The organism is Vibrio sp. 10N.239.311.G01 (assembly GCF_041465805.1).
Classification (GTDB): domain Bacteria; phylum Pseudomonadota; class Gammaproteobacteria; order Enterobacterales; family Vibrionaceae; genus Vibrio; species Vibrio crassostreae_C.
Window position 1 is genome coordinate 1 of record NZ_JBFSRM010000002.1, and the last position, 21,946, is coordinate 21,946.

The 21,946-nt window shown below is 45.2% G+C and carries 18 protein-coding genes; 9 read left to right on the plus strand and 9 right to left on the minus strand.

The genetic code is table 11. From position 1 onward, the window contains the following. The coding region (locus AB6D06_RS01440; protein WP_372109916.1) for a helix-turn-helix domain-containing protein at positions 1 to 451 on the minus strand (451 nt) is incomplete at its 3' end. A 108-nt stretch (positions 452 to 559) separates the two neighbouring features. Beyond that, on the minus strand, positions 560 to 1,459 hold the full coding sequence (locus AB6D06_RS01445) for a DMT family transporter (RefSeq protein WP_371725250.1): 900 nt from the start codon (positions 1,457 to 1,459) through the stop codon (positions 560 to 562). Positions 1,460 to 1,583: 124 nt separating this feature from the next. Between AB6D06_RS01445 and AB6D06_RS01450 the strand changes: the two genes are divergently transcribed. After that, complete coding sequence (locus AB6D06_RS01450; RefSeq protein ID WP_171732861.1) at positions 1,584 to 3,011, plus strand: aminotransferase class I/II-fold pyridoxal phosphate-dependent enzyme; 1,428 nt, start codon at positions 1,584 to 1,586, stop codon at positions 3,009 to 3,011. 114 nt (positions 3,012 to 3,125) lie between these two features. On the opposite strand, the gene AB6D06_RS01455 is transcribed toward AB6D06_RS01450, so the two are convergent. From AB6D06_RS01455 to AB6D06_RS01465, 3 genes are all read right to left on the minus strand, one after another. Then, positions 3,126 to 3,674 carry a carboxymuconolactone decarboxylase family protein gene (locus tag AB6D06_RS01455; RefSeq protein WP_102332216.1) on the minus strand — a complete coding sequence of 183 codons (549 nt, stop codon included), beginning with the start codon at positions 3,672 to 3,674 and terminating at the stop codon, positions 3,126 to 3,128. Between the two features lie 236 nt (positions 3,675 to 3,910). After that, the gene (locus AB6D06_RS01460; RefSeq protein ID WP_017064937.1) at positions 3,911 to 4,480 is read right to left on the minus strand and encodes a GNAT family N-acetyltransferase; all 570 of its coding nucleotides are present in this window, start codon (positions 4,478 to 4,480) and stop codon (positions 3,911 to 3,913) included. After that, entirely contained in the window at positions 4,481 to 5,716 is a 1,236-nt protein-coding gene (locus tag AB6D06_RS01465) for a MerR family transcriptional regulator (RefSeq protein ID WP_372109841.1), read from the minus strand. 490 nt (positions 5,717 to 6,206) lie between these two features. Here AB6D06_RS01465 and AB6D06_RS01470 point away from each other — a divergent pair, with 490 nt between their 5' ends. Continuing rightward, positions 6,207 to 7,370 (plus strand): amino acid permease, encoded by a 1,164-nt coding sequence (locus AB6D06_RS01470; RefSeq protein ID WP_017061663.1) that lies wholly within the window; start codon positions 6,207 to 6,209, stop codon positions 7,368 to 7,370. Positions 7,371 to 7,491: 121 nt separating this feature from the next. On the opposite strand, the gene AB6D06_RS01475 is transcribed toward AB6D06_RS01470, so the two are convergent. Then, positions 7,492 to 9,471 (minus strand): methyl-accepting chemotaxis protein, encoded by a 1,980-nt coding sequence (locus tag AB6D06_RS01475; protein ID WP_372100896.1) that lies wholly within the window; start codon positions 9,469 to 9,471, stop codon positions 7,492 to 7,494. 495 nt (positions 9,472 to 9,966) lie between these two features. Between AB6D06_RS01475 and AB6D06_RS01480 the strand changes: the two genes are divergently transcribed. Both AB6D06_RS01480 and AB6D06_RS01485 read left to right on the plus strand, forming a co-directional pair. Next, positions 9,967 to 10,140 (plus strand): hypothetical protein, encoded by a 174-nt coding sequence (locus AB6D06_RS01480; RefSeq protein ID WP_017061661.1) that lies wholly within the window; start codon positions 9,967 to 9,969, stop codon positions 10,138 to 10,140. Positions 10,141 to 10,279: 139 nt separating this feature from the next. Further along, entirely contained in the window at positions 10,280 to 10,864 is a 585-nt protein-coding gene (locus tag AB6D06_RS01485) for a TetR/AcrR family transcriptional regulator (RefSeq protein ID WP_372100894.1), read from the plus strand. Between the two features lie 125 nt (positions 10,865 to 10,989). Here AB6D06_RS01485 and AB6D06_RS01490 read toward each other — a convergent pair whose 3' ends face one another. After that, the gene (locus AB6D06_RS01490; RefSeq protein ID WP_372109842.1) at positions 10,990 to 12,855 is read right to left on the minus strand and encodes a fructose-specific PTS transporter subunit EIIC; all 1,866 of its coding nucleotides are present in this window, start codon (positions 12,853 to 12,855) and stop codon (positions 10,990 to 10,992) included. Between the two features lie 328 nt (positions 12,856 to 13,183). Between AB6D06_RS01490 and AB6D06_RS01495 the strand changes: the two genes are divergently transcribed. Together AB6D06_RS01495 and AB6D06_RS01500 are read left to right on the plus strand one after the other, a co-directional pair. Then, the gene (locus tag AB6D06_RS01495; RefSeq protein WP_017069788.1) at positions 13,184 to 13,486 is read left to right on the plus strand and encodes a PTS fructose transporter subunit IIB; all 303 of its coding nucleotides are present in this window, start codon (positions 13,184 to 13,186) and stop codon (positions 13,484 to 13,486) included. A 7-nt stretch (positions 13,487 to 13,493) separates the two neighbouring features. Beyond that, positions 13,494 to 14,267 (plus strand): PTS sugar transporter subunit IIA, encoded by a 774-nt coding sequence (locus AB6D06_RS01500; RefSeq protein ID WP_372109917.1) that lies wholly within the window; start codon positions 13,494 to 13,496, stop codon positions 14,265 to 14,267. A gap of 196 nt (positions 14,268 to 14,463) precedes the next feature. On the opposite strand, the gene AB6D06_RS01505 is transcribed toward AB6D06_RS01500, so the two are convergent. Both AB6D06_RS01505 and AB6D06_RS01510 read right to left on the minus strand, forming a co-directional pair. Beyond that, positions 14,464 to 16,242: a sodium:solute symporter family transporter gene (locus AB6D06_RS01505; RefSeq protein WP_017090435.1), complete on the minus strand. Its 1,779-nt coding sequence runs from the start codon at positions 16,240 to 16,242 to the stop codon at positions 14,464 to 14,466. Between the two features lie 566 nt (positions 16,243 to 16,808). Beyond that, positions 16,809 to 17,648 carry a helix-turn-helix transcriptional regulator gene (locus AB6D06_RS01510; protein ID WP_029222326.1) on the minus strand — a complete coding sequence of 280 codons (840 nt, stop codon included), beginning with the start codon at positions 17,646 to 17,648 and terminating at the stop codon, positions 16,809 to 16,811. 378 nt (positions 17,649 to 18,026) lie between these two features. Between AB6D06_RS01510 and AB6D06_RS01515 the strand changes: the two genes are divergently transcribed. From AB6D06_RS01515 to AB6D06_RS01525, 3 genes are all read left to right on the plus strand, one after another. After that, positions 18,027 to 19,931: a fructose-specific PTS transporter subunit EIIC gene (locus AB6D06_RS01515; RefSeq protein ID WP_372056333.1), complete on the plus strand. Its 1,905-nt coding sequence runs from the start codon at positions 18,027 to 18,029 to the stop codon at positions 19,929 to 19,931. Between the two features lie 93 nt (positions 19,932 to 20,024). Then, positions 20,025 to 21,242, plus strand: a complete 1,218-nt coding sequence (gene manA, locus AB6D06_RS01520; protein WP_016785547.1) for a mannose-6-phosphate isomerase, class I — start codon at positions 20,025 to 20,027, stop codon at positions 21,240 to 21,242. A gap of 259 nt (positions 21,243 to 21,501) precedes the next feature. Continuing rightward, positions 21,502 to 21,942, plus strand: a complete 441-nt coding sequence (locus tag AB6D06_RS01525; protein WP_102421523.1) for a PTS sugar transporter subunit IIA — start codon at positions 21,502 to 21,504, stop codon at positions 21,940 to 21,942. Positions 21,943 to 21,946: the final 4 nt, after the last annotated feature.

Sequence of the window (21,946 nt, forward strand, 5' to 3'; positions counted from 1 at the left end):
TTAGAACGGCATTCTCGGTTCGTAAGTAGACCAACTCCTCTTTTAGCTCCTCAAGCGTCATTTCATTATCAGGCTTAGTGGTACGTTGAGGTTGCTGTTTCATTGAGGGTCTTCCTTTCTGGCGCATTTCGAGCCCCTTGATACCGAGCTCATTAAATCGTTTGAGCCAGACAGAGAGTATTCCAGGGGATGAGAGGTTTAATACAGCGCTAGTGTGCGTGAGAGACCATTCATTCGTCCACATTAAATTCAATGCTTTTCGTTTTGTTTGAGCAGTCGCGGCATGCTTAGTTGGTAAAAATGAATCAGTACCATGGATGGCAAAGACTTGAGTCCAATACCGTATCTGCCTTGAAGAAATTGAATATTGTTTTGCTAAGTAGAGAGATGACGTGCCATCTAAGTATTGCTTAGCAATGATACATTTTAGCTCTCGGCTATATTTGGACATAAAAAGACCCCCAATAATTGGTGTCCAACTATTGGGGGTCAGTTCATATTCAGGCTCTTTTTTGTTTCTAGTCATCGATTTTTAGTAGGATGAGTTTTGGTATACAAACTACCGCTCTAACACTGTTCGACTGCGAGCCTTAATCCATTCTGGCTTCCTCACCACCAAATAAACTGCAGCTGCCGACAACGCAAAGCCCATTGCACCATAGATATCGAATGATTCACCGAAAATAAGCCACGCTTGGATTGCTGTCGTCGGTGGCACCAAGTAAAAGACCGAAGCCACACTTGAAGATGCACCGTGCTCTACCATGTAAAGCAACAATAGGATGGCAACACAAGACAGAACGACCACCAGCCAAATTAGAGTCAACGTGAATTCTATCGTCCAGTTTACTTGCATAGTTTCGTAACGCATTGCGAACGGCAGAAACAATGCGGCAGAAGCCAAATATTGCACCATCGCACCGCCGACCATATCTGTCCCCTGACAGAAGCGCTTCTGATACAAAGTGCCGCAGGTAATACCCACCAAAGAAACCAAACACAATAACGTTGCCAAGCCTTTTTGGTCGTCTGACTGCCATTCAATATTGCCCATCAACACCAAACTAATACCCGCAAAACCAAGCGCTAACCCCAACCACTGTGCAAAATTAAAACGCTGCGAAGTACAGCTGATCATAATCAATGCGGTAAGAATCGGTTGTAAGCCAACAAGTAGAGAACTCAACCCGGCGGGCATACCTATATCAATCGCCAGATAGGTGCCACCAAGGTAGAAACCATGAATCAAGATGCCAACCACACTTGCGTGGAAGAATGCTCGACCACGAGGAATACGACGCTTAAGGATTGCAATCAAAACCAAGAACAGCGCCACGTTGGCTACCATCCTCAATGAAAGTAATGTTGCGGGTTCGGCATATTCAACACCAAGACGTGCGCCGACAAAACCTGACGACCACAATATTACAAACACAAACGGAATCATTTTAATCAGCATTACAAACCTCTGGTCAACGCTTCATCAATGCTGTTACCTTAGTTGGGTACAGATAACTAATAAAGATACAGATATAACACTTTAAATGGTTACAGATTGAGAGTGTGCAACGAGGGAGAAACACGTGGAAGCAGAACTCAGCGGCAATAAATACCTTGCTACCGAACAACATATTAAGGCTCAGATCGATAAGGGACTCTTTCATCCAGACGATCGTCTTCCCTCGATCCGCCAGTTAAGCGAACAGCTTGGCGTAAGCAAAAATACCGTAATTCGCGCCTATCAAGAACTGGAAGCCACAGGCTGGGTTTATTCAGTACCTAAATCTGGCTATCGCGTGAAAGCACCGAACACCACCAGCTGGGATGCATCAAGCCAACCTCAAAAAGTCGATCTGTTGTCTGTCACCAAATCGGTACTCTCTCGTCCAAAAGGTCGCCTGAAACTGTTGGCAGGCTCCGCGCACCCGAACATCAACAATCCTGCGATTCGTAGCTTGTATGCCGAGATTGGCCGTCACAGTCGATTACAAACTCAGCTTCCCGGTTATTACCAATTACCCCCCGGCGACGAGCAATTAGTAAAGCAATTGTTAAAGATCACCCATGATCTAGGCGTACCTGCGGGATCCAAAGAGATTGCGATTACTCATGGTGCTCAACAGGCGATCAGTTTGGCACTACGTGCGCTCACCAAACCGGGTGACATCGTGGCAGTCGAGTCACCTTGTTACTTCGGTAATTTATTGTTGCTCGAATCACTTGGCTTGCAAGCTTTAGAAATCCCGAGCAGTGTTAGCCATGGCATTGACATTCCATCACTGCAGAGCGCGTTGGACAAATGGGAAGTAAAAACCTTACTGCTAACGCCAAACTTTACTAACCCAACCGGCTCAAGAATGCCATTGGCGAATCGAAAAGCATTACTGGAGATCACCGGATCTTTACCAATTATCGAAGACGATGTGTTCGGTAGCTTGGCGTTCGATACACCAATCGCTAGCCTCAAAGAGCTTGATGACCAAGATAGAGTCATCTACGTCAACTCACTGTCTAAAACCTTAGACTCACGCTTGCGAATCGGTTGGTTATTGTCGGGGCGCTACCAACCTTTAGTCGAAAAGTACCTTTTATGCGACAACATGGGCAGCTCAAACCTGATGCAATCCGCGGTAGGGCAATTCCTCACTACCGGTAAATATCGCAGCCACTTATCCAAAATGAAACGGCTCTACCAAACCAACCAAAAGCAATTCCAAAGCCTGTTAATACAAGCACTAGATAGCCACCCACACCTTGTCGGGCAATACCACCTATCAAAACCGGAAGGCTCTTTTTTAAACTGGATAACACTGCCTGAATCGGTCGATAGCTACGCGGTCTATCAAGACTGTTTAAAGCATAAGTTGGGGATTTTACCCGGAACAGTATTTGGCACCAACGACCAATATAAACACTGCTTGCGCTTTACTGTTGCCAACATTGAAGAGAGCAAAGAGTGGAAAGAAGGGGTTGTGACACTAGCGAAAATAATCGCTAAGCACGTGCGTTAGGTTACCTTTCTAATTACCATTTAGACCAAAACAACAAAGCCCCATTCAACTGAGTGGGGCTTTCATCACTATCATATCTTGAGTTGCTTAAATACGATGGTTAGTTAAATACGATTACCCTTGCCAAGCGAACTGTTCAAAAACTTTGTCGACTGGCGTTTTAGCAACGTGGTTTACGTAATTACTGATCACTTTCTGAGACAGGCCAAGAATCACTTCTAGCACTTGTTGCTGACCGTAGCCCGCTTCGAAAAATGCTGCCATTTCACTTTCAGGCACATTGCCGCGGTTACGTACCATGCTCAGCGTAAAATCATGCAGGGCTTGCAGCTTTTCAGTGGGTAAAGCTGTGCGATTACGCAGTGCTTCGGTGATTGCAGGAGCAACCTTCATTGAATGTGCAATGCCAGTGTGTGCAGGAACGCAGTAGTGGCATTCGTGTTCAACGTTGATGGTTTGCCAAACAACCGTTAGCTCTTCAGCATCGAAAGATGAGTCACTAAACGCCTGATGAAGCTGAGTGTAAGCCTTAAGTGTGTTTGGAGATTCAGCCAACACACCAAACAAGCCCGGCACTCTGCCCATCTGCTTTTTAGCGCCCTCAAGAATAGGTTGGCTTTGCTCTGGCGCGGATTCTACTGAGTGAATTTTGAAGTTGCTCATTGCTCTATCCCTATCAATTTTCGGTTCTAAAGTTATTCAATCACGGAGCAATTAATGAATGTTCTCCGTTGGTGTAAAAACAATATAGATCAAACAAGAACGATCGTTCAAGTGTTATTTTGAACAGTTGTTCAATTTATACATTGAAGCCAGAAGAATGTCTTCGTTCATAACAAGAAAGCCCAACAGGCAACACCTGATGGGCTTTCTCTTTTTCTCAATTTTTTTGCAAGCGGCTACCAATATTCTGCGTGGGCCAAGCCTTTAACACAGCTCGACTTGCCACTTGTTACTTTAATTTCACCACCAGTCAACGATTGAGCCAACCAACCGTGAGAGAAACTCAATTCAAAGGGCGCAGGGACTTGCTCAACGGTAATTTGCTCAAAGCCCACTTTTGAATAGTAGTTAGGATCACCGTACGTCACTGCAAGCTCAATACCCTGCTCTTTTAGGAGCTGCAAACCGGAGTTAATCAGGCGCTGACCAATACCACGCTTTTGCACCTGAGTGCTCACCGCGACTGGCGAAAGCAAATATGCCTTGGTTTCATCGTCAAATGAAAGCGACGTAAAGATAATCGAGCCTACAATCGTACTATCCGCATCCGACTCACTAGAATCATCTTCAACAACAAAGCAAAATAGCTCTGTCGGAGCTGTGGTCGTTAAAAGATCGTTGGCAAGCTCACCCAAAGTTTTACCTTCGTTCTCACCTTCTGAATCCGTAAAGGTTTGAGTGAAAACTTGAGTGATCGTTTCGATTTCATTTGAATTATATTGCCTAAATTTCATGGTGTTACTCATTTACTTTAATTTCTTGAGCACAAAGAACTGATAATCAAAATTACGTTGTTCAGAACCTTTCGAAGGCTCTTGACCCAAACCGTTCTTTGATGTGCTGCTATCGAAAAATTGTTTAACTTCATTGTCGCAATCGACGAGCGCTTTTGAGTTCGGCATCGTTGCTTTAAGCGCTTCTATTCGCTTTTGAAAGGGCTGGTAATACGCAAGCCAACCAGCGTCACTCATTGCAAAGTGATCCAAAACTTCATAACCCGCTGCTTTTGCCTGTTTAATACGCTCGGAAACCGTCGTCATGTCCGGGTACTCTTTCTGCCAGAACGCTTTGCTCGATTCGTTAGGTTGTTCGGTATTCCACACCAAATCATTAACGACCAATATGCCGTCATCACTGAGTAAATTTCGCCACTGCTTTAGCGCCTTTTCAACACCCATGATGTAAGCGCTGCCTTCCGACCAAATTAGGTCAAACGACTTAGCTTCAAACGGCAGATCCATCATGCTCGCGCATACGGTTTTGACGTTGCTTTCTAAGCCAAGAACCTGTGCTTGCTGAGTCAGAACATCTAAACTCGGTTGATCATTATCTAACGCTGTTATTTGCACGTCCGTTTGATGTTCAACTAAGGCTTTCGCTAACACCTTGGTCGCGATGCCTTTGCCACAACCAATCTCAAGTACGCGCTTAGGTGTAACCGGAACCTGTGCCAATGCTGCTAAGGTATCTTCAACCGTTCCTGGCCCTAAACGCTGTAAACCCTCAAAGATCACCTCAAAATCCGCCATGTACTGGTCATGATCGTTCATGTCTTTTGAAAGCCATTTCAGTCGCAGTGCTTGCTTCTCATCAAAGCCTTGCTTAATGAGCCAATCGAGATGCGCATCAGGCGCCACCTTGTCCATCGACTCATGCCACTCGTCTAGACCACCTTCACCTAGCATTGCTGCTAGTAGGTCGCGTGATCGTTGCTTTTGAACGAGCTCTTCGTCCAACTGCTTGAGGCGATTTTCCAGTAAACCGCGATCTATCTTTGCATCTAAACAAGCTTGGCACTCTTTGAGCGTCAGCCCACCCGCTTGCAATTGCTGTAACAAGCGAACACGTTGTAGATCCTTTTCAGAATAAAGACGATAACCATTGCTCTGGCGTTGAGCCTCAATCAAACCTAGCTTGCCGTAATACAACAATGTGGAGCGGCTCAGCCCAACCAAATCGGCCAGTTCAGAGATACGATACATGCACTTCCCCTCTCATTTCGGTAGCAAAGATAAACTATGAAGCTGTAGTCAGGTCAACAGAATTTTAGACACTTTTCTCGTTCTTTACCTATTTACCTTCAAACTGATAAAACGAACTGAGTGTGGTTTTAACCATAGAACGGTTAGTCATCGACATTGCCTGCACGGGATTCAGGAAAAGGAGAGGATTAAACTTGATGAATTGAAAACAATTGGCTCATAAACATACTTCTTTCTAACCGAATTTTGCTAACTTCTAAATTATTCAACAATGGACGAACGTTAACTAAACGATAAATAAACTCACCGAGTGAATACTTAAATCAACCACACATATACACCAGAAATTCCTGCTTAAATTTTTTAGAAAAATTCAAAATTTATTAGAAATTAACCCCTAACTTTACTGAGTATTTTGTTAGTCTTGGAAACAATTATTTACAATCCAAACAAAATTTAATTGGATCGCTTGAGGTTGTTTTTCTTGAATATGAAATTATTCGGCAGTTCTTTGATTCTGTCAGGAACTGCATTAGGGGCTGGCATGCTCGCTATTCCCATGGTGTTGGCCCAATTTGGCTTCATGATCAGCTCAGTGCTGATGCTACTTATCTTTATCGGCACCACATACTCTGCACTCCTCCTGGCAGAAGCATGCACTAAAACTAAAGACAACAGTGGCATGAGCAGTGTTGCTTACCTCACTCTGGGCAGCAAAGGTAAACACTTTATCAATGCACTCTTTTACCTGTTGCTAGTATGCATGTTGATCGCTTATATCTTGGGTGTCGGTGACATCATTCATAAGCTACTGCTCGACGTTGGTGTCGATGTATCAGCATCCGTTGCGTATACCATTTTCAGCCTATTGATGGGTGCTATCGTCGTCTCGGGCAAGTCTTATATCGACAAACTGAATCGCGGGCTATTCATCTTGATGGTCGTGATGCTGTTTATCGTTATCGCGTCATTATTTAGCAACATTCGCCTTGATTACCTAACTCAAACCAGCCAATACACGGCCAACGACGTGGTGCAATACAGCGCAGTTATCTTTACTAGCTTTGCCTCTATGGTGGTGATCCCGTCACTGGTTATCTACAACCGTGAAGCAACTCAAAAGCAGATCCGCAATATGATTCTGCTAGGCTCAGTGATTCCATTAATTTGCTACCTAACTTGGTTATTCGCGATTATCGGCAACCTTGGCACAGACGCGATAAGCCAGTTCCACAATATCTCTGAGTTGATCTCTGCGTTCAGCGGCCAATCTGCTTGGTTGAAAGTGGTGATCGCTCTGTTCTCTGCTCTGGCCTTGGTGACTTCTTTCCTCGGCGTGTCGATGGCGCTTTACGACCAAAACAAAGATGCGGTGACCAACAACAAAGCGTTGGCTTATGCGCTAACCTTCATCTTACCTTTGGTATTAGCTGAGCTGTTCGCTAGCCAGTTTGTAAGCATGCTGGACTATGCAGGCATGGTCCTGGTGTTCCTAGCTATCTGGGGCCCACTCGCAATGGTAGTTAAGGTTCGCAGACCTGACTTCCCTCACCTACAAACCGAAGGCAGCTACACAGCAGCCGGTGGCGACACGGCATTAATGGCGACATTTGGTTTTGGTGCGTTGATTTTCGTGTCTTGGTTTATGGGGTAGATCCCCATTGAATGGACTATCTGTTGCCATTTAGAAGACAGCAGATACAAATAGCCCGTTAGTCCTGCTATTAAAAGTAGAGACTAACGGGCATTTTACTTCTTATTGGAGTGCTTGCTAGTTAGCTCTTAAACGTACTCGCAATATCTTTCAATGAAGCTGCTAACTGAGCTTGTTCTTTGGCTGTTGCAGCTATTTGCGTTGCACCTGTCGTAGATTCTGTCGACTTCTGCTCTACTGCCATGACGTTTTGAGCAATATCTTGAGTCACTACCGCTTGCTCTTCGGTAGCGGTTGCGATCTGCTCAGTCATGCTAAAGATCTCGCTCACCGATGCTGAGATACCTTGTAAGGTGTGTTCCACCTCTTTTGAATCCTCAACCGCTTTAGACGACATCTTCTGACTGTTATCAATTACATTAAACGCGGTTTGCACATCAGACTGTAACGAGTTGATGAAACCTTCAATTTCAGCTGTCGACTGCTGAGTACGCTGTGCTAACGTGCGAACTTCATCAGCCACTACCGCAAATCCACGACCTTGCTCACCCGCTCTTGCCGCTTCAATTGCCGCGTTCAATGCTAACAAGTTAGTCTGTTCAGCGACGGACTTAATCACATCAATCACACTGTTGATGTTATTACTGCTCTCGTGTAAGTGCGTGATCTTTTCCGCTAGATCATTAATTTCAGATGCCAGTTTTTCGATAGAGTGGTAAGAGTTTTGAACCGTACTCAAACCTTCTTGAGACTGCTCATCGACCAGTTTAGCGGAACTTGCTGTCTGCTGAGTTTTAGTCGCCACCTCATTTACCGTTGCTGATAACTCTTCTGTCGCCGTCGCAACCAAGCCAATTTGGTCTTGTTGTTGCACTAGCGTGTTCGAATTGTAGTGACAGGTTTGTGAGGTTTCTTCAGCGGCTGAAGCTAAGGTCAGACTCGACTGAGACAGGTTGTCGATAACGTTTGAAAACTTCTCTAGCGTTTCGTTGAGTGCCGAAGAGATCTGTCCAAGCTCGCTGTTGCCAACGAACTTAGCGCGAACTGTTAAGTCGTTGTCATTACGAACCTTAGACAACATCACTGTAAGATCTTTTACTCTCATCGTCAGGTCGCTGATCGCCTTATAGCTCACGAAGGTCGCGAACAAGGTTATCAAAGCAAACAGACCAATACTCATCATCATCGCAGACTGCGCCTCTGACATTTTTTTCTCTGTCAGTGCGATAAGCGACTCTGCTAGGCGGTTTTCTGTTTTCTTTAGCTGAACAATACGAGCGGTAGATTGCGAGAACCAGTACACAGGATCAACATCAAAACCGCTCATCTTAGATTCAGCCAAACCACGAAGCTTTTCTACTTCTGCCACCGAACGATCATTCAATTGCTGTTCAAAGAAACGAACGTTAGCTGGGTTACTCAATACCTCAAAGTTTGAGAAATAGGTATTTTGCTCAGTCACCAAAGAGATGAATTTAACCAACATGCCTGGGCCAAATTCATTTTTAGAGAAGGTATTATTTAGGACAGCACGCTCGATACCCGCTCGCTCTTTACCTTGTAAAAAGTTGTAGTAAGCGATGGTTTCAGTGGTGATGGCAGCATCAGAGCTAAGCTCAGCAATTAACGCCGATACGCTCAGCAGCTTTGCATTAAGTTGGGTGTAATAACCCAAAGCCTCAGACAGCGGAATCGATTGAGAATCGACCCGATTACGAATAGAAGTAATTTGATTTAGGCTTTGGCTTATTTCAGTGTTCAGCCGAGTGATCTGCGGTAAATCGATTTCAGCAGATTGCCAGTATTCGGTTTTCAGATTACGTCTATTATCTGCACTGGCTCTTTGTGCACGTAGTTCACTGACAAACTTAGTGCCCTGTGAGCCGATAAACCCAGCCGTCATTCCACGCTCTTTTTGTAACTCATGCACAAGTTCACTGTACACAACCGACAAACGGGTAAGTTGGTTTAATGAAGACAATTCACTGGTGGTTTCTACGCCTTTTGAAATCGCAGAAACGCTAAGCCATAGAAATCCCAAGATCGGTAAAATAAGCAAAGCGATGATTTTTTGCTTAAAAGACATATCGGTTAATTTCATTATCATTTCCCTAGCAGCTAACAAATCTTTTCAGTCATCTAACTCGCACACCCTTAATAAGATGCGCCTCAATTGTGACTGTATAATTATTCAACTTGATCAATGTGCATCAATTACCGTGCTACACAGATCGCGATGCGATGAAGGTAACATTTAACCTTACAAAATTCATTGATTTACCGATAAAACTGTTAGCTAAGCGACCTAACGATACCCAAAACACATGCGACAACATTTTATTGACGTAAGCGACTGAAATCTGACACACTTTAACTACCCAAAAGGGGTAGGCCTGCACCAATTATGTGCTCAGAGAAAACAATCTATTCAGAACTAACTATAGATTCAACGCTCACCAGCGATTGATTCACAACTAATCAACTCCCTATTCTGCGCTGATTAACTGTCTATTCCTCGTTAACTAAATATGTATAATGCCGAATTATTAAAGTAGAGATTCGCAATAAATATGCGACAATAACTGAGAGATATTTTATGGACTGTCCCGCTTGCGAAGAACATATCGGTTGGGAATGGGTAGAAGAAGCGGCTATTGAACCCAATGAGGAATTCGATTGTCCAGAGTGCGAAGCAACATTGATGTACACCATCGATGAAGGCACCTACTACGGCGCTCAGCACAAGACCGTAGAAGTTATTGATGATTAAGATTATTTCCTGATGATCTGGATGTTTTATTAACTCTTTGATGTTCTAAGCCTGCGCAAAGCAGCTAAACACACCTTTACTAGAACGGGCGTTCAGCATAAAATATTGAACATATGTTCAGATTAATGAAGTAGATGTTATGGCTAAGACCGCTAAGTTCGATAGACAAGACGTAGTAGATAAAGCAACGAACCTGTATTGGGAAAAGGGCTTTCATGCGACTTCTATGCGCAACCTGCAAGACGTGATTGATATGCGTCCGGGCAGCATCTACGCGACGTTCGGCAGCAAAGAAGGTCTGTTTAAAGAGACGCTTGCTCGCTATACCGAACTTGGCATCCTGAATCTGAACCGCTTCCGCAGTGAAACCGAATCGCCTATCAAAGCGTTGGAAAACTTCGTAAAACGTGCGGTTGTCGAATCGAAACAGAGCGCACCAAACGGCATGTGTATGTTGGCTAAAACGGTCGCAGAACTGACTGATGAACACGCAGAATTGTTAGCAGAAGCGAAGAAGTCACTCAAGATAATGGAAGGTGAGTTCGCCAAGCTGATTGCAGAATCACAAGAATTGGGTGAGATCAGCAAAGAGCGCGATCCGACTCAACTTGCTCGTCATGTTCAGGTCCAAATCGCAGGCCTCCGTACCTACGCCAAAACCTGTGACGATATCGATTTACTCAACTCAATGGTTGAAGACGTATTTAAGTACCACCCTTTTTAGCGTCTGACCTGACTGATTGGGCACAATACAAAAAGACTCCACTTTCGCCTTAACAGGTCTGAGCGGAGTCTTTTTAGTTTTGATCTAGTTAACTTTATAGATGATAAACTTTGCGGTTTAAAGAGTTACACCTTTCTCATGATCAACGCCTGAGCATTAAGCATTGCTTCCTTAGTACTGACATCCAAGGTTTTCACGTTCGCAAAGCGTTCAACTTCTTTAATCGCCACATCGTGAGCAAAGATCACCAACCTCGCCCTTTCAATGTCTTTCTGGGTAATGCGATTACCTATTCCGTTGGCACCTTGGGTTTCGACTTTAATCCGAACCCCAAGATGATGCGCCGCCTTTTCTAAAGACTTCGCCGCTAAGAAAGTGTGGGCAACACCAGATGGACAAGAAGTGATCGCCAATACATCTGCTTGCCCTTCTTCCGTTACCGAACCACCGGTCAACTGATTAGAATTCACTTCACCTTCGACCACGTTCTTCTTCAGAAGAATCACGATCAGGGCTGTCGTTAGAGCACCTGCTAGTGTGCCGACGATATAGCCAATCTTGCCATCAACCACTGGCAATACAATCCAGCCGCCCCATGGTGCATGGTTCACTACATGGAACATAAAGCCGACCACGTTCCCGACAATACCACCAGCAACAACCGCAGGCAGAACGCGCGCAGGATCAGCGGCTGCAAATGGAATCGCACCTTCACTGATGCCGATCATTCCCATGATTCCCGCTGCTTTTCCGGCTTCGCGTTCGTCTCGTTTAAACTTCTTCGGCGATATGAAAGTCGCCAATGCCATGCCAAGTGGCGGTGTACAAATTGCTATCCCGACGCCGCCCATCAACCATGGCTGAGTATTCACCTGCGTTTGAGCAAACAGTGTAGCGACCTTGTTGATCGGGCCGCCCATATCAAAGGCCGTCATCGCGCCTAAAATACTGCCGAGCACCATTTTTCCTGAGCCTGCCATGCCAGTCAGCATTTGGTTCATCTCAAGCATCACCTGCGCAATGGGGGCACCAATCACCCACATCACAGCCCCACAGGTAACAAACGTGCCGACAAGCGGATAGATGAAGATAGAGCTCAGCGAGATCATGCTGTCTGGCAGCTTGATCTTCTTAAGTAGATTAACCACAAAGCCCGCAAAAAAGCCGACCACTATCGCACCGAGGAATCCGGTGTTGTATTGATTGACCGCGACCCAAGAGCCGATCATTCCGGGCGCTAAACCCGGTTTGTCAGCCATCGAATACGCGATGTAACCACCGAGTACCGCAGTAAACAGGGTTAGCCCCGCGATGCCCATTTGCGCGATGTCAGCCAGAACGCCGCTCTCAGGCACAGCGCCATGACCCGACATCATTACCGACAAAGACAAAAGCACACCACCCGCGACCACGAATGGAATCATGTGTGAGGTGCCGTATAACAAGTGTTCTTTAAGGCGATTAAGAGATTGTGCCCAAGGGCTGAGTGGCTCGACATACACTTCATGATGGCTAGAGGCGTAACTATCGAACGATTCTAAATTGGCTTCGAGAAATAGCTCTTGAGCTTCCTCGACCGACTCCACCGCCTTTAATTTTGTAACAAAGCCATCTTCGATAAGTCTGGTCGAAATCTGAGCTAGTACCTCGATATGGTGGTCGTCGTGGTTATCGGGAGAAGCGAGCATAAAGAACACATCCGACAGCTCGCCGCCGTCTGCGCCATAATCGATGCCAGAACGGCTGATACCTACCGCCACAGCAGGTTTAGCTACGGCAGTACTTTTCGCGTGTGGAATCGCAATACCATCGTCAAAACCTGTATTACCGATGGCTTCACGCTTCCAGATATCATCAAGGAATTCACGTTTATTGGAGAGCTTACCGGCACGGTCGAGCAGTTCAACAAGCTCTTCAAATACCGCCTGTTTTGAGTCTGCTTGTAAATCTAAGCAGATGATCTCGGGCTCGATAATGTTGGTGATATCCATATGCTGCTCTGCCTCGCCTGATTTCAGACTGAAGTAATTACGTAAGTGATAAGGTTAATAAGATGAAAAGATTAACGGTGTGAAGGCACTCAATATATAGGACGAAAGGTGCATTAACTGGATTATTGTAACCAAGAACTCAGAGTGTGACTTTCACCTTGGAATAAAAAACGCCAATCCATAAAATCCACAGAACCCATAACAATATCGTCCCTCCGCCATGCGAGCTTTCCATACTGGAGTTCCCATGCAAGATAGCTTTTCCAAGGTAACTTCTGAAAGGTAGCTTATGTAACGTAACAGGGACGAGATTAAGCCGAGAATAATAATGAGAATTGTAGCGGTAACTGCGTGCCCTACAGGCATTGCGCACACCTACATGGCAGCTGATGCTCTAAATAAAACAGCCCCTAAGTTCAACGTTTCAATCAAGGTTGAGACGCAAGGCGCTATGGGTATTGAAAACTTACTGACCGCCCAAGATATTACTCTCGCAGACAAAGTATTAATCGTATCTGATATCGATATTGAACAACCAAGCCGGTTCGACCCAGCTAAAACCTTATTCATTCCCATGGAAGAGGTGTTGTTGAGTGTCGATAAAGTCTTTATTAAGCATTGTCGAACTTAAACTTTTCATGAACGAATATCAGATTACCTTCTTCGTTAACGATCCTGCCGCAAACTCACATGTCGCGCAGCCGCTGACTCGCTTAGCGAAGAAGTTCAAAAGCAACATCCGCATTATCAACATCACTCAAAATCGAACCGCTGATCTATCCAAATCCGTCGCGATGCTGCAAGTAGGTTTACTTCGTGGTGACTTGTGTCAGATAACCGCGGTTGGGATTGATGCGGAGCTGGTCTGTTTCGTTCTCAAAGATGTAATTGCTGAGCATTACGACATGGTTGGGTCACAAGTGAACCATGAATTCTCTAAAGATTTAATCCAGCGAATGCCACAAATATGCCCGCCTTGTGACATCAAATGGCACCACGCTAAGGCGCAAACCCAACTGACCAAATTTGAGTGCTTAAAAGGGCTCGCTCACCTAGTGTATCCGGAAGATCCGGATGAGTTGATTCTGGCATTTATTAAGCGGGAGGAACGCTCTTCAACCTGCGTGTCACCGGGTATCGCACTGCCGCATGTGATGTTTGAATCGACTCAAGATCTCTCAATTGCCGTTATTGTCAGTGACGACCCGATTGACTGGGCATCACGTATTGGCGAAGTGCATGTAGCCATTGCTCTTGTTTTACCAACCAAGCCACAACGAGAGCATATTGTGGCGGCGACCAACCTAACTCGAAACCTCCTTCACGATCAGGTCAATGAACGTCTGCAAAAGACCCGAAGCAGTGTCGATCTGCAAGCTCTGTTGATGTACATATCATCTCGTCTTGTCTAATTTTTCTTCTAATTCACCCCATCTAATTCATCCCCATCTAATTCAACTGTTCTGGTCAAGTTCAGCGAATCCATTTATCTCCTGTTATGACACCTATCCAACCCTTCTATGCTCATTTGCTCACACAATAAAAAACGGCTGAGCATTAGAGCTCAGCCGTTTTATGTATAATTACTTGTTTAACTGGTTAGCTAACTTAAGCTGTTTTTTTCGCTTGTTTCGCATCCTCAACCGAGTCGTCTACAGCTTTCACTAACAGTAGACCAACGATAAACACGATACCGCCACACAGTACGAACATCATTCTTCCCCAGAATGGGTTTGGTAGAGCAAACATCGCCATCACAGCTACACCAGACACTGCGATCAATGAACCCAGCATGTGACGTTGTTTGTTATCCAGTTTCTTCTGCGCGGTTGATTCAGAGACCAAAGGCGTCGCAAGGTTAGTGAAGAAGGTATCAACATCTTTCTGACGAGACGCTTCCAGTGGTTTGTAGAACAAAGTCGAAAGAATAAAGAAGCCGCCTGTAAACGTTAAGTGAGCAATCAGGCCTACCGCTACTTTCAAATCAGACCATTCACGACCTGTTAGCGGCTCTAGGTTGAACCAATTTTGTAGCATTTCAGCGGTAATCACGAAGCCTACGATGTAAGACACAATCGCGCCAACCACTAACGTGCCCCAACCTGCCCAGTCCGGAGTCTTCTTAATGAAGAAGCCACAGAATGCTGGAATCGTCATTGGGAAACCGATTAATGCACCGACGTACATCATCGTGTCGAACAAGCTCAAGCCTTTCAGTGAATTGATAAACAGTGCGATAAGGATGATAGCGACACCGAAAACCGAAGACATCAACTTAGACACAACCATCAACTCTTTCTCTGTCGCGTTTGGACGAAGAATCGGTTGGTAGAAGTTGATTACAAAGATACCTGAGTTACGGTTTAAGCCTGAGTCCATAGAAGACATGGTTGCCGCAAACATCGCTGCGATTAGAAGCCCCACCATACCCGCAGGCATGTATTGCTCTACGAAGTAAAGGTAAGCGAAGTCGCCTGCTTTAGAACCTGCGTCTGGGTAATGTGCTGCAAGGTCAACGCCTTGTCCTGCTACAAACCAAGGTGGCATGAACCAAATGATTGGACCAATTGTCATCAGAATACACGCCAACAGCGCCGCTTTCTTCGCGTTCTTAGAGTCTTTTGCCGCTAGGTAACGGTAAGAGTTCAACATATTGTTGGTGATACTGAACTGCTTGAAGAAGATGAAGAATGCCCAGATACCGAAGATGCTTACGTAGTTCAGGTTGTTACCAGAAACAAACGATGCGCCTTCTGCTACAGGGAAATCGTTGATGATTTCAGTAACGCCGCCACCTTGCACGATAGCCACAGCAGCACATGTTACGGTTACTGCCATGATGATAACCATCTGCATGAAGTCAGACGCGATAACCGCCCATGAACCGCCCGTTACCGACATCACTAGTACAACAAGGCCGGTTAGAACGATGGTGGTTGTCATATCGAAGCCAAATATGCCCGATGCGATAATCGCCAAACCGTTCAGCCAGATACCCGCAGAAACAATACTGTTCGGCATGCCAGACCAAGTAAACACTTGCTCGTTGAAGCTACCAAAACGCATACGAATCGCGTCAATTGGCGTTACCACGCGTAGTTGACGGAATTTCGGAGCGAAGTACAGGTAGTTCATCAGGTAACCAAATGCGTTCGCTAGGAAGATAACCGCGACAGCCATACCATCGGCATACGCTTTACCCGCTGCGCCAGTGAAGGTCCAAGCACTGAACTGAGTCATAAACGCAGTTGCGCCAACCATCCACCAAAGCATGTTACCGCCCCCGCGGAAATAGTCACTGGTTGTACTGGTGAACGTTCTAAACATCCAACCTATTGCGATAAGGAAAAGGAAATAAATTCCTACGATCAGAGTATTGAGTTCCATGTATAAGTCTTCTTTATGATGAATATCTGAAGAGCATATTATCTATTGAATTTTTAATTTGTAGTATTATAAGTCAAGGTTGTGATGGGGCGTATAAACCTGAATATTTGATTTCGAGGCATGAATTACACGTTAGTAAACAAAGAACAAGCTGACGAAAAGTAAACATTTAAAATCAATAACTTAAAAACATTTCAATCAGTAATCTGGATAACAATAACAAGATTTTATCGTCTCGATAAGTGGTTTTTAATTTACTTAGCATTCATTAAATGCATCGTATTAATACATCAACTCTCACACGTTTAATTCAATAAATAGGCAACGAAAAATAATAAGCAACTCGCAAAGCGAACCCGTAATGTTATTAATTGGGGTTATTTTAGTGAAACGGGATAAATAGAAATCGTGCCTAAAGATAAGGTTGGGAAATAAGGTGTAGAAATAAACGGCAGAGGAGAACACAAAGCAAATTGATCACCACACCACAGAGTCCACTGTGGTGATCTAGTCATACAAATTTCGGTCGTATAAGCTCTGGTCAGAAAAGGTCATTTGAAGGGATATTAGATAGAGCCACGATATTCGGTCGGCGTTCTACCAGTGCGATTCTTAAACACGCGGCAGAAGTAGTTCACATCTTTAAAGCCACAACGTAGTGCCACTTCATTGAGTTTGAAGTTGTACTTCTTAAGCATAAACTTAGCGCGATCGACCCGCACGCGGGTAATGTACTCTGCTAGCGTCATGTGGCCTTGCTGACGGAACATTCGCGACAAGTGATTGGATGAAATGCTAAAGCGTGAGGCAATGCTGTCTCGGGTGATTTGGCGGTGGAAGTTCTCTTGAATGTAGATACAAATCCCCTGATACACATCCTGTACTCGGCTATGAGATTTTTCTACGGGCGCTTCCAGCATGATTTTACTGTATTGCAGTAGAGCTTGCAGCAATAACTCATCCATCGGCTGCTTGTTGCTCTCCCTCGCTAGCGAGCTAAGCGCCTCCAAGATATTATCAATCGCAAACCCTGATCGAGTCTGAATACTGTGCTTTTGAATATCGTAAAAGCTCTCTTCCCCTTTGCGCTTACTCACCAAACTTAAACCCAGCTGACGACGACCAAACAACATACTCAACACTGAGCAGTCAGTATCCCAGTTAGGTTTATTCCAGCAGTTAGGTGGGATGAAAATCGCGTCTCCGGCTTTGGCAATAACGTTAGTGATCTTACGATCATGACTCTCCATTTCATTAATATACTCTCCGTCTAGCACCAGCTCTAAGCGCGGAAAGTTCACCTGATAACTGCACGCTGAAGGTGTATGAAAATCTCCAGCAAACCAGATGTTATGAAACGGTTCTCGCTCATTTAACACCGACGAGATTAAGTCATGAAATATCATTATTCGAACTCTTATAAGCAGCAATAAGGCTACCGGAATAGATATACCTGTAACTGAAACATAGCGCTATTGAGCAAAATCACAATTTGAGATCTAGGTTACAAAAATCCAGTCTTAGAAATAAATATCCAGTGGATAAATCGATTAGGCACGTAATTTCCCAGATAACAAAACACGCTGTAGCCCTTATAAATAAAAGCTTTAAAGCACGACAAATCTTGTCAACACAGGGCTAAAAACGCCCGTTAGACCGATCAAAATCACACTCCACTTATAACGCAACAATCATCCAGTAAATGCATTTTTTCTTCACTACAGAAGGTAAGCCGTAGATTCCAGAATACCCCTAACAAAATAAAAACAGAGTAGGGGTTCATTATGATCACGACATTGATCAATCAAGATTTGATTAAGCTTTCGCTTAGCGCTAATTCAAAAGAAGACGTATTTAAAGAGCTGATAGACGTGCTGTACGCACAAGGCCGTATTTCAGACAAAGCACAGTTTCTTGCCGACATTAAGGCTCGTGAAGAACAAGGTAATACTGGGTTTGAAGAGGGCATCGCACTGCCACACGCAAAAAGCGCTGCGGTGATCAAACCCGCGGTTGTTATCGGCGTCCACAAGCAGGGTATCGAATACGGCGCCGATGACGGTCAGCCATCAAAACTGTTCTTCATGATTGCCTCTCCTGATGGCGGCGATGATCACCACATCGAAGTACTGGCAGAGCTTTCTTCAAAACTGATTGAAGAAGGCTTTATCGAAAGCTTCATGAATGCTCAATCTGAACAAGAAGCATTAGAACTACTGCTTAGCAAACCTGAGCCTTCAGCAACCGAAACCAACGTTGAGAAACAAGGCTTCATCATTGGTGTGACAGGCTGCCCAGCTGGCGTCGCACACACATATTTAGCAGCCGAAGCACTAGAAAAAGGCGCGGCGGCTCTTGGCTATGACATCAAGGTCGAAACTAACGGTTCTATTGGTGTTAAAAACAGCCCGACTCAAGAAGAGATCGAACGCGCCGACGCGATTGTCGTGGCTTGTGATAAACAGGTCGACATGGCTCGCTTTGCCGGAAAACGCGTCATCAGCACCAACGTAAAAGCACCAATCAAAGACGCACAAGGCTTGATTAAGCAAGCTCTCAATGCACCTAGTTACCAAGCTGAACAAACACCGACCAACCAATCCGTTGTAGAAAAAGCCTCACAAGCGCGTTCAGACCTTTATCGTTACTTGATGAATGGCGTATCTCACATGATCCCATTCGTGGTGACTGGCGGCCTATTGATTGCCCTTGCACTGGCGATTGGCGGCGAGCCAAGTGAATCTGGCATGGCGATTCCTGCTGGCAGCATGTGGAACCAAATCCTAGAAGTCGGTGTGGTTGCCTTCACATTGATGATCCCAATCTTGGCTGGCTACATTGCTTACGCGATTGCTGACCGCCCTGCCCTAACCCCTGGCCTTATCGGTGGTTGGATTGCTAACAACGGCTCTTTCTATGGCGCTGACGCTGGTACTGGCTTCATTGGCGCAATCATCGCAGGCTTATTAGTGGGTTACTTCGTTAAATGGATCACCTCGTTTAACTACCACAAATTCGTTCAACCGCTTGTGCCTATCATGATCGCTCCGATCACTGGCTCTTTGTTCATCGCAGGTCTGTTCATTTTTGTTATCGGCGCACCTATCGCTGGGCTGATGGATGCTCTTACTGCACTACTAACGAGCATGAGCACAGGCAACGTGGTTCTGCTTGGCATCGTCCTTGGTGGCATGGCCGGTTTCGATATGGGCGGTCCGTTCAACAAAGTAGCGTTCCTTTTCTCGGTCGGCATGATTGCCAGCGGTCAAACTCAATTCATGGGTGCGATGGCGTGCGCAATCCCTGTCGCTCCATTAGGCATGGCTATCGCAACCAGATTGGGCCGCAAGTTCGACCTGTTTGAATCTTCTGAAATTGAAGCAGGCAAAGCAGCAGGTGCGATGGGCTTAGTAGGTATCTCTGAGGGTGCGATTCCTTTCGCAGCGCAAGATCCAATGTCGGTTATCCCTGCCAACGTGCTTGGCTCAATGACTGCAGCTGTTATGGCGTTCTCATTTGGTATCACCAACAGCGTTGCTCACGGTGGCCCTGTTGTGGCTCTGCTCGGCGCAATGAACTACCCAATGCTGGCACTGCTGTGCATGGCATCAGGTGCAGGTGTGACTGCGGTTACTTGTATCGCGCTTAAAAATCTACGCAAAGCCAAGCTAGCAACAGCAGCGGCTTAAGCCATTTCAACTCCAATGGCTTGAGTCCCTCTACTCTCGTATTTTAGTAAATCGAGTAGAGCTCAAGCCATGTTTCCCTTCATGGTGATCTCGATGTCTGATTTTTCTTTAGCGAACGACTCGTTCGTACAACGCTTTTTCTACCCTATGACCAACGTGATTCAAAACTACGCATGGGGTAGCCCGTCTTCGTTTAGCCAACTGTTTGGTATTGATAACCAATCTGGTGAGCCACAAGCGGAGATTTGGATGGGCGCACACCCCAATGGTTGCTCAATGGTGACTGATAACGGGCAACAGACCACATTGTCGAGCTTGATTTCTAAGAACCTAAACTTGTTTCTAAGCGAGAAAGTGGCGAGTCGCTTTGGCGAGTTACCTTATCTTTTCAAGGTATTAGCGGCTGAGAAAGCGCTGTCTGTTCAAGTACATCCAAACAAACAGCAAGCGGAATCTGGCTATGCTCTTGAAGAGCAGCAAGGCATTCCAATGACAGCTGGCAATCGTAACTACAAGGATCCTAATCATAAGCCAGAACTGGTGTATGCCCTAACGGACTACACGGCGATGAATGGCTTTAGGTCGATCAGCGAGATCCTTGAGCACTTCCATTACCTCGATATTCCTGAGCTGCACTCGATGGTTAACGACCTCGCGGGCGATCAAACGCCTAATGGATTAGCGAGCTTCTTCGCGAGTTTATTGTCTTTGCAAGGTGAACAAAAAGGCATGGCGCTGACCATGTTGTTGATGAAGGCGAAACTTTCAGATGCCCCTGTGTTCCAGTTGATTTCAGAGTTGGAACAACAGTATCCGGGGGATGTCGGCCTGTTTGCTCCGCTGCTATTGAACGTTATCACGCTAAAGCCGGGGCAAGCCATGTATCTGGATGCCGAGACGCCCCACGCTTACATCAAAGGCACGGGCTTAGAGATCATGGCGAACTCAGACAATGTATTGCGCGCTGGGTTAACGCCTAAATACATGGACGTGAATGAACTGGTTTCTTGTACTCGATTTAAGGAAAAGCCTGCGGATAGGTTACTGCTCAGCCCGATAGAGCAAGGTGATGTGATGGAATACCAAATTCCAGTCGAGGATTTTAAGTTCTCTATCGTGCAAAACTCACATCAGCGACGGATCACTACCGAAGGTGCCGAGATCCTACTACCTCTCGACGAATCTATGGTGCTTACTCACCAGTGCGGCGAAACCTGCGTGATAGAGAAAGGCCAATCGGTATTCATTCCTGCTTATGCTGAGAGCTACAAACTGGACTGCGTTGGCCGAGTAGCGCGTGCTTACAGCTAGCTCCCTTAGAACTCAGTACAAAGTCTTACTGCCCTGCTCATGCGGGGCATTTTTGTTTCTGATGAGGCCGCTCGGCGTGTCAAAAACATAATCAAAAACATAATCAAATATGACCCATCTCACACTGGATGAATGATGCAAATCACACTTAATTTTGCTTGGTACAAATGTACAGTGAAGGGCTTTTATTTGCTATTTCGCGAATGCCGTTAATCCATTAATTTTAATTCAAGAACTTCAATAGTGAATGAGTTAATAAATGGTCACACAGCTAACTAACGTCAACTTAATTAATAACAACCTTCAAGCGAATAATAAAAAAGAACTGTTTGAAGAATTGGCAAGCATGTTATTTGAAAACAACCGAATCAGTAATAAAGAAGCCTTCTTGGCAGACATTGAAATTCGTGAATCTCAAAGCATTACCTCAATGGACGGCATCGCTTACCCACACTCAAAAAGCAAGGCGGTAACTGAGCCAGCAATCGCTGTCGGTGTTAAGCGTAAAGGTATTGATTATGGCGATGAAGACGACATCAATCCAACCGTATTTTTTATGATTGCCTCACCCGACAACGGTGCTGACCATCATATTTATGTACTACAAGAACTATTTGGAAAATTCAGTGATGAATTTATTCAAAATATCCATAACGCAAAAGATGAACATCAAATCCTTAATATTTTAATTAATTCATAAGGCG

Bases quoted from the DNA above. Each gene is read 5' to 3' on its own strand.
- AB6D06_RS01445 (WP_371725250.1), bottom strand. From the start codon at position 1,459: ATGCTGATTAAAATGATTCCGTTTGTGTTTGTAATATTGTGGTCGTCA.
- AB6D06_RS01455 (WP_102332216.1), bottom strand. From the start codon at position 3,674: ATGAGCAACTTCAAAATTCACTCAGTAGAATCCGCGCCAGAGCAAAGC.
- AB6D06_RS01460 (WP_017064937.1), bottom strand. From the start codon at position 4,480: ATGAGTAACACCATGAAATTTAGGCAATATAATTCAAATGAAATCGAA.
- AB6D06_RS01465 (WP_372109841.1), bottom strand. From the start codon at position 5,716: ATGTATCGTATCTCTGAACTGGCCGATTTGGTTGGGCTGAGCCGCTCC.
- AB6D06_RS01470 (WP_017061663.1), top strand. From the start codon at position 6,207: ATGAAATTATTCGGCAGTTCTTTGATTCTGTCAGGAACTGCATTAGGG.
- AB6D06_RS01475 (WP_372100896.1), bottom strand. From the start codon at position 9,471: ATGAAATTAACCGATATGTCTTTTAAGCAAAAAATCATCGCTTTGCTT.
- AB6D06_RS01480 (WP_017061661.1), top strand. From the start codon at position 9,967: ATGGACTGTCCCGCTTGCGAAGAACATATCGGTTGGGAATGGGTAGAA.
- AB6D06_RS01485 (WP_372100894.1), top strand. From the start codon at position 10,280: ATGGCTAAGACCGCTAAGTTCGATAGACAAGACGTAGTAGATAAAGCA.
- AB6D06_RS01490 (WP_372109842.1), bottom strand. From the start codon at position 12,855: ATGGATATCACCAACATTATCGAGCCCGAGATCATCTGCTTAGATTTA.
- AB6D06_RS01495 (WP_017069788.1), top strand. From the start codon at position 13,184: ATGAGAATTGTAGCGGTAACTGCGTGCCCTACAGGCATTGCGCACACC.
- AB6D06_RS01500 (WP_372109917.1), top strand. From the start codon at position 13,494: ATGAACGAATATCAGATTACCTTCTTCGTTAACGATCCTGCCGCAAAC.
- AB6D06_RS01505 (WP_017090435.1), bottom strand. From the start codon at position 16,242: ATGGAACTCAATACTCTGATCGTAGGAATTTATTTCCTTTTCCTTATC.
- AB6D06_RS01510 (WP_029222326.1), bottom strand. From the start codon at position 17,648: ATGATATTTCATGACTTAATCTCGTCGGTGTTAAATGAGCGAGAACCG.
- AB6D06_RS01515 (WP_372056333.1), top strand. From the start codon at position 18,027: ATGATCACGACATTGATCAATCAAGATTTGATTAAGCTTTCGCTTAGC.
- manA (WP_016785547.1), top strand. From the start codon at position 20,025: ATGTCTGATTTTTCTTTAGCGAACGACTCGTTCGTACAACGCTTTTTC.
- AB6D06_RS01525 (WP_102421523.1), top strand. From the start codon at position 21,502: ATGGTCACACAGCTAACTAACGTCAACTTAATTAATAACAACCTTCAA.